The sequence below is a fragment of the Streptomyces polyasparticus genome (assembly GCF_014493765.1).
Classification (GTDB): Bacteria; Actinomycetota; Actinomycetes; order Streptomycetales; family Streptomycetaceae; genus Streptomyces; species Streptomyces polyasparticus.
The window spans coordinates 220,393-232,993 of the sequence record NZ_JACTVJ010000007.1; the positions used below are offsets into that span (position 1 = coordinate 220,393).

Annotated in this window: 8 protein-coding genes; 7 read left to right on the forward strand and 1 reads right to left on the reverse strand. The window is 68.3% G+C overall.

Annotated elements, in window-relative coordinates; genetic code table 11:
* Window positions 1-403 precede the first annotated feature (403 nt).
* The 4 genes from H9Y04_RS16695 (at window position 404) to H9Y04_RS16710 (ending at window position 4,174) form a co-directional block, all read left to right on the forward strand.
* Window positions 404-1,081: a PadR family transcriptional regulator gene (locus tag H9Y04_RS16695; protein ID WP_187814673.1), complete on the forward strand. Its 678-nt coding sequence runs from the start codon at window positions 404-406 to the stop codon at window positions 1,079-1,081.
* Between the two features lie 45 nt (window positions 1,082-1,126).
* A complete protein-coding gene (locus H9Y04_RS16700) occupies window positions 1,127-2,209 on the forward strand; it encodes an inositol-3-phosphate synthase (RefSeq protein WP_187814674.1) in 1,083 nt (360 codons plus the stop codon).
* A 130-nt stretch (window positions 2,210-2,339) separates the two neighbouring features.
* Window positions 2,340-3,602 (forward strand): MFS transporter, encoded by a 1,263-nt coding sequence (locus tag H9Y04_RS16705; RefSeq protein WP_187814675.1) that lies wholly within the window; start codon window positions 2,340-2,342, stop codon window positions 3,600-3,602.
* A 113-nt stretch (window positions 3,603-3,715) separates the two neighbouring features.
* Window positions 3,716-4,174, forward strand: coding sequence for an LppU/SCO3897 family protein (locus H9Y04_RS16710; RefSeq protein WP_187814676.1), 459 nt, complete (start codon window positions 3,716-3,718; stop codon window positions 4,172-4,174).
* Window positions 4,175-4,290: 116 nt separating this feature from the next.
* Here H9Y04_RS16710 and H9Y04_RS16715 read toward each other — a convergent pair whose 3' ends face one another.
* A complete protein-coding gene (locus tag H9Y04_RS16715) occupies window positions 4,291-5,757 on the reverse strand; it encodes a CCA tRNA nucleotidyltransferase (RefSeq protein ID WP_187814677.1) in 1,467 nt (488 codons plus the stop codon).
* 222 nt (window positions 5,758-5,979) lie between these two features.
* On the opposite strand from H9Y04_RS16715, the gene H9Y04_RS16720 reads away from it, so the two are divergent.
* The 3 genes from H9Y04_RS16720 (at window position 5,980) to H9Y04_RS16730 (ending at window position 12,561) form a co-directional block, all read left to right on the forward strand.
* Window positions 5,980-8,358, forward strand: coding sequence for a DUF6049 family protein (locus H9Y04_RS16720; protein WP_438818114.1), 2,379 nt, complete (start codon window positions 5,980-5,982; stop codon window positions 8,356-8,358).
* 47 nt (window positions 8,359-8,405) lie between these two features.
* A complete protein-coding gene (gene murJ, locus H9Y04_RS16725) occupies window positions 8,406-10,730 on the forward strand; it encodes a murein biosynthesis integral membrane protein MurJ (RefSeq protein WP_187814679.1) in 2,325 nt (774 codons plus the stop codon).
* A 130-nt stretch (window positions 10,731-10,860) separates the two neighbouring features.
* Complete coding sequence (locus H9Y04_RS16730; protein ID WP_187814680.1) at window positions 10,861-12,561, forward strand: protein kinase family protein; 1,701 nt, start codon at window positions 10,861-10,863, stop codon at window positions 12,559-12,561.
* Window positions 12,562-12,601: the final 40 nt, after the last annotated feature.

Below are 12,601 nucleotides of genomic sequence, written 5' to 3' on the forward strand. Positions count from 1 at the left end.
AACGACTACTCCTCGGGCAGGCGTGGTGCCCCACGCCTGAAGGCGGCAGGTGAGTTCCAGTCCCCCCGAAGTACGGATGGGCCCCTCCCCGGGCTCATCCGCACAGCATCCGGTGCCACGACGCCCCCAGTTGTCCCCCGACCCCCGTGGGTCTCGTGGCTCTCGGTGAAATGCATGGCGCACAGACTACGCACCGTCAAAACCCGCCAGTCCCTGAAGTTCACCCCAAATCAGGCAAGTTGCCTGCTGTGAATCGGTGAACGGACCTCTGATGTGACGCCGTTCACCCACCCCCCTCTTGTCGCATCCGGAGGGGCGTTCTATCGTCAGGATGTATCGAGTCGATACATCAGCACGGCATAAAGAGTCCCAGGGGACCCGGAATGTACGGAGGTGGCGAGGTATGAGCAGGCGCTCCGGCATCCTCGAGTTCGCCATCCTCGGACTGCTCCGCGAATCCCCGATGCACGGCTATGAGCTGCGCAAACGACTCAACACTTCGCTCGGGGTCTTCCGTGCGTTCAGCTACGGAACGCTCTACCCCTGCCTCAAGACGCTGGTCGCCAACGGCTGGTTGATCGAGGAACCGGGCAATACGCCGGAGGACGCCCTCGCAGCATCCCTCACCGGCCGCCGAGCCAAGATCGTCTACAGGCTTACGGCGGACGGCAAGGAACGCTTCGAGGAACTGCTCTCGCAGACCGGCCCGGATGCGTACGAAGACGAGACCTTCGCCGCCCGCTTCGCCTTCTTCGGACAGACGGAGCGAGACGTACGCATGCGCGTCCTGGAAGGCCGCCGCAGCCGGCTCGAGGAGCGTCTGGAGAAGATGCGCGCCTCGTTCGCCCGTACCCGCGAGCGCCTGGACGACTACACACTCGAGCTGCAGCGGCACGGCATGGAGTCCGTGGAGCGCGAAGTGCGCTGGCTGAACGAGCTCATCGAGAGCGAGCGAGCGGGACGGGACCGCAGGTCCGCGCCCGGGAGCGACGCTCAGCAGGACACATCAGGAGAGACGGGCGGCCTGCCCCGGCACGGGGGCAGTACCCGGCCGGATCCGTCCGACGACACCACCAAGTGAGGTCCGTGAGTGGGCCCCACCTCGTACACACAGGGAGCAGCCGGAATGGGTTCGGTTCGCGTAGCCATCGTCGGTGTAGGTAACTGCGCCGCCTCGCTCGTGCAGGGCGTCGAGTACTACAAGGACGCCGACAAGGACACCAAGGTCCCGGGTCTGATGCACGTGCAGTTCGGCGACTACCACGTCGGTGACGTGGAGTTCGTTGCCGCGTTCGACGTGGACGCCAAGAAGGTCGGCCTCGACCTGGCGGACGCCATCGGCGCGAGCGAGAACAACACGATCAAGATCTGCGACGTTCCGTCCACGGGCGTCCAGGTGCAGCGCGGCCACACGCTGGACGGTCTGGGCAAGTACTACCGCCAGACCATCGAGGAGTCCGCCGAGGCTCCGGTCGACGTGGTGCAGATCCTCAAGGACCGTCAGGTCGACGTCCTCGTCTGCTACCTGCCCGTCGGTTCCGAGGACGCGGCGAAGTTCTACGCCCAGTGCGCCATCGACGCCAAGGTCGCGTTCGTCAACGCTCTGCCGGTCTTCATCGCCGGTACGAAGGAGTGGGCGGACAAGTTCACCGAGGCCGGCGTGCCGATCGTCGGTGACGACATCAAGTCCCAGGTGGGCGCCACCATCACGCACCGCGTGATGGCGAAGCTCTTCGAGGACCGCGGTGTCCGTCTTGAGCGCACCATGCAGCTCAACGTCGGCGGCAACATGGACTTCAAGAACATGCTCGAGCGCGACCGCCTCGAGTCGAAGAAGATCTCGAAGACCCAGGCCGTCACCTCGCAGATCCCCGACCGTGAGCTCGGCGAGAAGAACGTGCACATCGGCCCGTCCGACTACGTCGCGTGGCTCGACGACCGCAAGTGGGCGTACGTCCGCCTCGAGGGCCGCGCGTTCGGCGACGTCCCGCTGAACCTGGAGTACAAGCTCGAGGTCTGGGACTCCCCGAACTCGGCCGGTGTCATCATCGACGCCCTGCGCGCCGCGAAGATCGCCAAGGACCGGGGGATCGGTGGCCCGATCCTCTCGGCGTCCTCGTACTTCATGAAGTCCCCGCCGGTGCAGTACTTCGACGACGAGGCCTACGCGAACGTCGAGAAGTTCATCAAGGGCGAGGTCGAGCGCTGATCTCGGTGCTCCGCGGGTGTTTCACGTGAAACACCCACCCCCTGAGGGACCTTGAGGCCCCCTGTCGCACCAAGAGAGTGCGGCAGGGGGCCTTCCCTTTGTCCGCGGCTCCCTGTGTGAGGCTGTGCTCATGGCCGTCGTACGTGACCTGCGCATGCTGCTCCGCTTCCGGGACTTCCGCCGCCTGCTCGCCGTACGACTGCTCTCCCAGGGTGCCGACGGCGTCTACCAGGTCGCGCTCGCCACGTATGTGGTCTTCTCGCCGGAGAAGCAGACCTCGGCCACGGCCATCGCCTCCGCGATGGCCGTCCTGCTGCTTCCGTACTCCTTCATCGGCCCCTTCGCGGGGGTCCTGTTGGACCGCTGGCCGCGCCGCCAGGTGTTCGTGTACGGGAATCTCCTGCGCGCCTGTCTGGCCTGCGTCACCGGCCTTCTGATCCTCCTGAGCGTCCCCGACTGGCTGTTCTACGTCTCGGCCCTGTGCGTCACCGCCGTGAACCGATTCGTGCTCGCCGGGCTCTCCGCCGCCCTGCCCCGCGTGGTCGACGGCGAGCGGCTCGTGATCGCCAACTCCCTTTCCCCTACGGCCGGGACGCTCGCGGCCACGGCAGGCGGTGGGCTCGCCTTCCTCGTGCGGCTGCTCGTTGCCGATTCCGACGCGGCGGTGGTGCTGCTCGGCGCTCTCCTCTACCTCTGCTCGGCCCTCGTGGCCGTACGGTTCGCACGCGACCTCCTCGGTCCCGAGCCCTCGCTGGTGCAGCCCCGTATCGGCTCAGCAGTCGCCTCCACCGCACGAGGACTTGCCGCCGGCGTCCGGCATCTGCTCGCACCCGAACGACGGCCTGCGGCACGCGCGTTGGCCGCAATGACCACGATGCGCTTCTGCTACGGAGCGCTCACCGTGATGGTGCTGATGCTCTGCCGCTACGCATGGAGCTCCAGCGAGTCCGACGGGCTTGCCCTGCTCGGAGTCGCGGTCCTCGTGTCGGGCGCAGGCTTCTTCGTCGCGGCCGTCGTGACGCCCTGGGCGGTGGGACGGCTCGGAGCGGCGGGCTGGATCGTGGCCTGTGCGGGCGCAGCAGCCGTACTGGAACCGGCACTTGGTCTCCCGTTCGCCCCGGTGCCGATACTCGTCGCGGCTTTCGTCCTGGGACTGGTCACGCAGGGAGCGAAGATCGCCACGGACACCACCGTGCAGGCTGTGGTGGAGGACGGCTTCCGTGGCCGGATCTTCTCGGTCTACGACGTGCTGTTCAACGTCGCGTTCGTAGGAGCAGCTGCCGTGGCGGCGCTGATACTGCCGACGGACGGCAAGTCCGTGCCGCTGGTGGTCACGGTTGCATTGCTCTACGCGGCAACTACTGCCGCTATATACCGATCTGAGCAGCAATAAGTGTCACATCAATGCCACAGAGCCCCTCTGGGCTTCAGAGTTGCCATCGGTTCCCGATAGCTTCACGGACGTCAATTCCACGCCAACAGGCATTCGTTCGAGGGGACCCCCACGTGACCACTCCGCCGCCGCAGGGCCAGAACCCGTTCGCCCAGGGGCAGAACCCCTATGGCCAGCAGCCGGCCCAGCCTGGGGTTCCGCAGCAGCCGTCCCCCTACTTCAACCAGGGTGGCGCTCCGGTCCCGCCGCCCGCGCCGGCGCGTTCCAACTTCAAGCGCTTCAAGAACATTGCGATCGTCGTCGTCGGTATCGCGGTCATCGGTGGTGGCTACATAGCCAGCCGTGACGATGCCAAGACGGCGGCGGTCGGCGACTGCATGAGCATCAGCAACGAGGACAGCGCGACCAACGTGGACCTCGAGGTCGTCGACTGCGGCGACTCCAAGGCCAAGTACAAGGTCGCCGAGAAGAAGGACGGCAGCGAGAGCTGCGACCGCACCAAGTACGCGGAGTACAACGAGTCGGGCGACGGGGACTCCTTCACCCTCTGCCTCACTCCGCTCAAGCCGTAAGACGCTCTGACGCGCGGAGGGCGCGATGTTTCACGTGAAACATCGCGCCCTCCGCGCGTGAAACGGGGTCATGTTTCACGTGAAACATGACCCCGTCGACGCCGCCCCACAGGGCCTCAGCCCTGGGCGGCCCACCACTCCTTGAGCGCCGCGACCGCCGCGTCGCGCTCCATCGGCCCGTTCTCCAGCCGCAGCTCCAGCAGGAACTTGTACGCCTGCCCGATCACCGGGCCCGGACCGACGCCAAGCACTTCCTGGATGTCATTGCCGTCCAGGTCGGGCCGGATCGAGTCCAGCTCCTCCTGCTCCTGCAGGCGCGCGATCCGCTCCTCAAGCCCGTCGTACGCCCGCGAAAGCGCCGCGGCCCTGCGCTTGTTCCGCGTCGTGCAGTCGGAGCGCGTCAGCTTGTGCAGCCGCGAAAGCAGCGGCCCTGCATCGCGCACGTACCGGCGTACCGCCGAATCCGTCCACTCGCCGGTGCCGTAACCGTGGAAGCGCAGATGCAGTTCGACGAGCCGGGTGACGTCCTTCACCAGCTCGTTGGAGTACTTCAGAGCGAGCATCCGCTTCTTCGTCATCTTCGCGCCGACCACCTCGTGGTGGTGGAACGAGACCCGGCCGTCGCTCTCGAAGCGCCGGGTCTTCGGCTTGCCGATGTCGTGAAGGAGCGCCGCGAGCCGCAGCGTGAGGTCCGGACCGTCCTCCTCCAGCGCGATCGCCTGCTCGAGAACTGTCAGCGAATGCTCGTAGACGTCCTTGTGCCGGTGGTGCTCATCGCGCTCCAGACGCAGCGCCGGCAGCTCGGGCAGCACATACTCCGCGAGCCCGGTGTCGACGAGCAGCGTGAGGCCCTTGCGCGGGTGCGCGGAAAGCAGCAGCTTGTTGAGCTCATCGCGTACGCGCTCGGCCGAGACGATCTCGATGCGCTCCGCCATGGCCGTCATCGCGGCGACCACCTCGGGCGCCACCTCGAAGTCCAGCTGCGCCGCGAAGCGGGCCGCCCGCATCATCCGCAGCGGATCGTCCGAGAAGGACTCCTCGGGCGTACTGGGCGTGCGAAGGACGCGCTCGGAGAGGTCCTCGAGACCGCCGTGCGGGTCGACGAACTCCTTCGCGGGAAGTTCCACCGCCATCGCGTTGACGGTGAAGTCCCGGCGTACGAGATCCTGCTCGATCGAATCGCCGTAGGAGACCTCGGGCTTGCGCGAGGTCCGGTCGTACGCCTCGGAGCGGTACGTGGTGATCTCGATCAGGAAGTCCTGCTCGACATCGCCGGCCTTCCCCTTCTTCTGGCAGCCGACCGTGCCGAAGGCGATCCCGACCTCCCAGACCGCATCCGCCCACGGCCGCACGATCTTCAGTACGTCCTCGGGGCGGGCGTCGGTGGTGAAGTCCAGGTCGTTGCCGAGCCGCCCGAGCAACGCGTCCCGCACCGAGCCGCCGACCAGGGCGAGTGTGAACCCGGCCTCCTGGAAGCGGCGGGCGAGATCGTCGGCGACAGGGGACACCCGCAGCAGTTCGCTCACTGCGCGGCGCTGCACCTGACTCAGTGCATTGAGGTTGTCTTCATTGGCGTTCGGCACAACAGAAAAGGGTACGTGCCCGCAGCCGCCCGGGCTTCCCGGTTTCATGTGGAGCAGTCCCCGGCACTCGGCCACAGTTCGCATCGTTACCATGCGGGGACGCAGAAACACGACCACTGACGACGACTAGGGACGGGCGAGCGCGTGGCCGAGGCGGCAGACTTCCAGGGGACAAGTCCCTCACCTGCCCGCCGGTGGCTGCGGCGCAGAGCGGCCCCTCTGGTGGGACTTCCTTTGCTGGCCGGGCTGCTCGCCCAGCCGGGCGGTGCGGGTGCGTACGCGGCGAGCGGTCAGTCGACGGCGGTGAAGGCGGAGCCCACCGGCCCCCGGACCGTCTCGGTGTCGATCAACTCCTTCAGCCCGCAGGTCCCCTCCGAGGGCGACACCCTGACGATCAGGGGCAAGATCGAGAACGAGAGCTCGCAGACGGTCACGGATGCCTCCGTGGCGCTGCATGTGGGCCAGTCGCTGGGCAGCCGTACGCAGATCGACTCCGCCACCGGGCAGACCAACTCGGTCACCGGCGCCGAGGGGCCCCCGGCCGGCGGCGACGAGTATCTGCAGGAGTTCGAGAAGATCGCGCCCCACGGCACCGAGGACTTCCAGCTCAGCATCCCCGTCAAGGAACTCGACCTCGGCGGCGAGGGCGTCTACCAGCTCGGGGTCGCCCTCACCGGCCGGACCGAGTCCCAGTACAACCAGATCCTTGGTATCGAGCGGACCTTCCTGCCCTGGCAGCCCGACGCGGCAAGCGACCCCACGAAGGTCAGCTATATGTGGCCGCTCGTCTCCCGTACGCACCTGACCGCCGAATCGGCCTCGGACGCGAACCAGACCCCGGTCTTCAAGGACGAGGACCTGCTCGAGGAGATCGCTCCGGGCGGGCGCCTGGAGCGGATGGTCTCGGAGGGCAGCACGCTGCCCGTCACCTGGGTCATCGATCCGGATCTCGTCGCCTCCGCGGCGCTGATGGCGCAGCCGTACAACGTGCAGGGGCCCGGCGACAAGGTCGTCGCCGGCAGCGAGGACAACCAGGAGATCGCCCGGAAGTGGCTGAACTCCCTGGTCGACGCCGTGGAGGACGAGAAGGTCGTCGCGCTGCCGTTCGCCGACCCCGACCTCGCGTCCATGGCGCACGGCGGCAATGCCGTACGGGTTTCGCTCAGCCATCTCAAGGACGCCACCGAAGCGTCCGTGACGACGCTCGAGACCCTGCTCCACATCAAGCCGAACACCGACTTCGCCTGGCCGGCAGAAGGCGCCGTCGATCCGAAGATCATCGATACGGCCACCTCCGCAGGCGCGCACAACGTGATCGCGCGCAGCGACAGCTTCCAGGAGACGGGCAACCTCTCCTACACGCCGACCGCTGCCCGCCCGATCGGCGACGGCACCACCGCCGTGGTCGCGGATGCCCGCCTCTCCAAGGCATTCCAGGGCGATATGACGAGCGCCGAGAAGTCCACGCTCGCCACACAGCAGTTCCTGGCCCAGAGCCTGATGATCAACCTTCAGGATCCGGAGAAGCAGCGCAGCGTCGTGATCGCTCCGCAGCGCATGCCGTCGGCCGCGCAGGTCATGACGATGGCCTCGGCGATCCGGGCGCTGGACTCGGGCAGCTGGTCGCAGTCCGAGAACCTGATCACCTCGGCGAAGGAGAAGCCCGACCCGGGCGCCACCACCGACGTGCCCTCCGCCGACACGTACCCGGCGGCTCTGCGCAAGCAGGAGATGGCGCTGACGGGCTTTGGGGAGATCGAGGAGATTCAGAAGAAGCTCGATGACTTCAAGGTCATCCTGACCCGCCCCGACCGGGTCGTCGTGCCCTTCGGCCGGGCCATCGACCGGGCGCTGTCGACCTCCTGGCGCGGTCTGCCGAAGGAAGCCCATGCGTACCGGAAGAGCGTCGATAAGTACCTCACGAGCCTCACGGGCAGCGTCGTACTCATCGACAAGTCCGATGCCCAGCTCTCCGGACGCAGCGCGACGATCCCCGTCACGGTCCAGAACAACCTGGCGCAGGGCGTCAAGAACCTCCGGCTCCGCCTCACCTCGACGAAGCCGAACCGGCTCAAGATCAACGGCGAGAGGTTCGACGAGCAGCAGGTCGAGGTCGCGGGCGGCCATGCCCAGTCGCTGAAGTTCTCCACCACGGCCAATGCCACCGGCCCGGTCGACGTCGTCGCGCAGCTCGTCACGGCGGACGGCAAGGAGTACGGCGACCCCGTCCCGTTCACGGTCAGGGTCACCGAGGTGCCGGCGACGGTCCTCGCCGTGATCGCCGGCGGCTTCCTGCTCCTGGTCCTGGCCGGATTCAGGATGTACCAGCGGCGCAAGCGGATCGTCGCGGCGAGGGCCGAGGAGCGCAACGGCGGCGCTGCTGACGGCGGGGCCGCGGACGGTCCCGAAGGCGGGACCCCGGACGGTCCCGAAGGCGACACCGGCGACGGCACGGACAGCGGGCCCGGCGACGGCACCGGCAGCGGCCCCGGTCCGGAGGATGAAGGCGGCCCCCAACCGGAGCAGCCGAGTGACCCGACACCGGACACCGCCACGGAAAGCACGGACCCGTCCGGGACGGGTGAGAGAGTGGACCGTTGAGCGATGATGTGGCCGGTGGGCCGTGGGACCGATGAGGTGGGGTAAGCATGAACGCGCCGTACGACGGTGACCGCGGCCAGGGCGCGGGCGGCGGCGATCCGACCGGCGGGCAGTACCCGCCAGGGCAGCCCACCCCGGAAATGCAGCAGCCGGCCCCGGATCTGTACGTCCAGGACGCCTACGACCAGGACCCGTACCGGGCGCAGGACCTCGCAGCGCAGGACCCGGTCGCCGAGGCCCTCTACGACCGGGCCTCCCACCCCCCGCCGCCTCCCGGCACCTATCCGGACCCCCAGCAGCTCTACGCCCAGCCGCCCGCCGCCCAGCACGCGCCGGACCCGCGGGTGTGGGCCCAGACCCCGCCGCCCGAGCCCGACGGCCTGTCCCGCCAGCTGCCGTACGGCGACGACGCCTGTACGACCCAGTTCGTGGGCGTGGACGACCTCGTGACGCAGGCGGGCGAGGAGCGCACGGCTCCCGACGCCTTCGCGCACCTGTACCGGGACCAGCAGGGGACCGGCGGGCTCTACCGGGACCAGCAGCCGCCCCACGGCAACCAACACGGTCAATACGGCGACGCGCAGCAGGGCCCGTACGGGAACGCCCAGCCCGGTCACCACGGCGGCGAGCAGCACGGCTTCGGTGCCCCGCAGGCCGGCGTTCCCGGCCGCCCCGGCCCCGAACCGCTGATCCCCGCCCCGGCCTCACCCCCGCCGCCTCCGCCGGCCTCGCACGCGGCTCGCAAGGGCGGCCGGGCCTCGGGGCTGCTGAAGTCCAGCGCCGTGATGGCCGCGGGCACCATGGTCTCGCGCCTCACCGGCTTCGTACGCTCGATCCTCATCGCGTCCGCCCTGGGCCTCGGCGTGCTCGCCGACACCTTCCAGGTCGCGTACCAGCTGCCCACGATGATCTACATCCTCACCGTCGGCGGCGGCCTGAACTCGGTCTTCGTGCCCCAACTCGTCCGCGCCATGAAGGACGACGAGGACGGTGGCCAGGCCTACGCCAACCGCCTCCTGACCCTGGTGATGGTCGCGCTCGGCGCCCTGACCGTCGCGGGCATGTTCGCGGCGCCGCTCCTGATCCGCGCGCTTTCGGTCGAGGTGGCGAACAACCCCGCCGCGAACGATGTCGCGGTCACCCTGCTCCGCTTCTTCCTGCCGTCCATCTTCTTCATGGGCGTCCACGTGGTGATGGGCCAGATCCTCAACGCGCGCGGCAGGTTCGGCGCGATGATGTGGACCCCGGTCCTCAACAACGTGATCATCATCGCCACGCTGGCGATGTTCCTGTGGGTGTACGGAACCGCCGAGTTCAGCGGAATGACAGTCGACACCATCCCGTCGGAGGCCGTCCGCCTCCTAGGCGTCGGTGTGCTGCTCGGTCTCGTCGTCCAGGCGCTCGCGATGATCCCGTATCTGCGCGAGGCCGGCTTCAAGCTGCGCCCGCGCTTCGACTGGAAGGGCCAGGGGCTCGGCAAGGCCGCCAAGCTCGCCAAGTGGACGATCTTCTTCGTCCTCGCCAACCAGGCCGGCGCGATCGTCGTCACCCAGCTCGCCACCGCTTCCGGCAGCGACAAGGACGGCACGGGTTTCGCCGCCTACGCCAACGCCCAGCTCATCTGGGGACTGCCGCAGGCGATCATCACGGTCTCCCTGATGGCCGCCCTGCTGCCGCGGATCTCCCGCTCGGCGCACGAGAACGACACCGGAGCGGTCCGCGACGACATCTCGCAGGGCCTGCGCACGACGGCCGTCGCGATCGTGCCGATCTCCTTCGCGTTCGTCGCCCTCGGTGTGCCGATGTGCACCCTGATGTTCGGCTCGGCGGGCGGCAGCGCCGCGACCTCCATGGGCTACATGCTCATGGCCTTCGGCCTCGGACTCATCCCGTACTCGGTCCAGTACGTCGTCCTGCGCGCCTTCTACGCGTACGAGGACACCCGGACGCCCTTCTACAACACCGTGATCGTGGCGGCCGTCAACGCGGTGGCCTCGACCGCCTGCTACTTCCTGCTGCCCGACCGCTGGGCCGTCACCGGTATGGCCGCCTCGTACGGACTCGCCTACGCGATCGGCGTCGGCGTCGCCTGGAAGCGGCTGCGGGTGAAGCTCGGCGGTGACCTCGACGGATCGCACGTCCTGCGTACGTACGCCCGGCTCGGGATCGCATCCGTACCGGCTGCGGTTCTCGGCGGCGCGGCTGGGTACGCGATCATGAAGGCCCTGGGCAATGGCGCCCTCGGCTCGCTCACCGCACTGGTCGTCGGCTTCGCCGTCTTGCTCGGAGTGTTCTTCGTCGCCGCCGGCAAGATGCGGATCGAGGAGATGAACGCGATGGTCGGAATGGTCCGCGGACGTCTCGGCCGCTGAACATTCGGTGAACCGGGCCGATTGAGGGCAACCCTCGGCGGTACCCGCGTGTCGTGCATAGCGCCGGAGTGTGGGCACAATTGGGCTTGACGTCGGACAGCGTGCAACGGATGGGGAGGCAGGAACGACGGTGGCGGAACGGAGCACGGCTGCCGTCGACGTGGCAGCAGGCGGCGGGAACGAACCGCTGACCACGCAGGCGGACCAGATCACGGCCGACGAGGCGGAGCGCAGCGAGCACACGGCTGCCGACGAAGGCACCCCGAAGACGGACGCGGCCACCCAGCCGCAGGTCCGCACCCCTGAACTGCACAGCGGGCACAAGCTCGCCAGACGCTACCGACTCGAAGAGTGCGTCACTCGTCTGGACGGATTCAGCAGCTGGCGAGCCGTGGACGAGAAGCTGCGCCGGGCCGTCGGTGTCCATCTGCTGCCCGCGGACCACCCCCGCGCCCGTTCCGTGCTGTCGGCGGCGCGTTCGTCGGCACTGCTCGGCGACCCGCGCTTCGTGCAGGTCCTCGACGCCGTCGAGGAGAACGATCTCGTCTACGTGGTCCACGAGTGGCTGCCCGACGCCACCGAGCTGACCTCCCTGCTCGCCACCGGACCGCTCGAACCGCATGACGCGTACCAGCTCGTCAGCCAGCTGTCCCAGGCCATGGCGGCAGCCCACCGCGAAGGGCTCGCGCATCTGCGCCTGACCCCGAGCGCCGTGCTGCGCAGCTCCACCGGCCAGTACCGCATCCGTGGCCTCGCCGTGAACGCCGCGCTGCGCGGCATCAAGTCCGACACCCCGGGGCGCGACGACACCGAGGCCATCGGAGCGCTCCTGTACGCGTCACTGACGCAGCGCTGGCCGTACGAGGTCGACGCCTACGGTCTGAGCGGGCTGCCCAAGGGTGCGGGTCAGATCGCCCCCGACCAGGTGCGCGCAGGCGTCCACCGGGGCCTCTCCGAGCTCGCCATGCGCGCCCTGGTGAACAACGGGGCCACGGCCTCGCGCCTGGAGCAGCCCTGCACCACTCCGGAGGAGCTGGCCAAGGCGGTCGCCGAGCTGCCCCGCATCAAGCCACCGGAGCCTGCTTTCACGGCCGCTCCCGAATATCAGCGCACGACGTACCAGCAAGGCTCGTACGGCCGCACTCCGCCGCCCGGTGTGACCCAGCCGGTACCCGCTCCGCCTCCACCGCTCGAAGGCCGTACGGGGAAGGCGCTCAAGTGGGGGGTATCCGCTCTGCTGATCGCGGCGCTGGGCCTCGGCAGCTGGCAGCTCGCGGACGCGCTGATGGAGCGTGGCGGCTCGGGTGACCCCGGCACCAGCCAGCAGCAGTCCGAGGAGAACGGCGACGGCAAGCAGAAGGCGCCGAAGCCGCTGAGCATCAAGGACGCCAGGGAACTCGTCGTCTCGGGTGGCGCCCAGGCGCCCGGCGAGGTCGGCAAGACCTACGACGGCGACGAGTCCTCGTACTGGCGGACCAAGTCCTTCATCGACGGCCCGGAGATGAAGATAAAGCCCGGTGTCGGGATCGTTTACGACCTCGGCTCGGAGCAAGAGGTCTCGGCTGCCTCGATAAAGCTTCACTTCGCCGGCAACTACACGGCCATCTCGCTCTACGCGGCCGATTCGCTCTCGCCGGGATCCGTGGACGGCCTTCAGCAGATCGGATCCAAGACAAAGACGCAGAGCGTCTCTGCGAAGGTCGAGGCGAAGAAGCCGGTGAAGACCAGGTACGTCGTGCTCTGGCTGACCGCACTGCCGCATGCGCCACAGGACGGCTTCAGCAGCGCCGGCTACAAGCAAGGCATCACGGACGTGAAGTTCAGCGGCTGAGGTTCTCCGGGGGGAGGGGGGTTCCAGGTGCACGACGCCG

Coding starts and splice junctions, on each gene's coding strand:
- murJ (WP_187814679.1), top strand. CDS start 8,406: ATGAACGCGCCGTACGACGGTGACCGCGGCCAGGGCGCGGGCGGCGGC.
- H9Y04_RS16700 (WP_187814674.1), top strand. CDS start 1,127: ATGGGTTCGGTTCGCGTAGCCATCGTCGGTGTAGGTAACTGCGCCGCC.
- H9Y04_RS16695 (WP_187814673.1), top strand. CDS start 404: ATGAGCAGGCGCTCCGGCATCCTCGAGTTCGCCATCCTCGGACTGCTC.
- H9Y04_RS16705 (WP_187814675.1), top strand. CDS start 2,340: ATGGCCGTCGTACGTGACCTGCGCATGCTGCTCCGCTTCCGGGACTTC.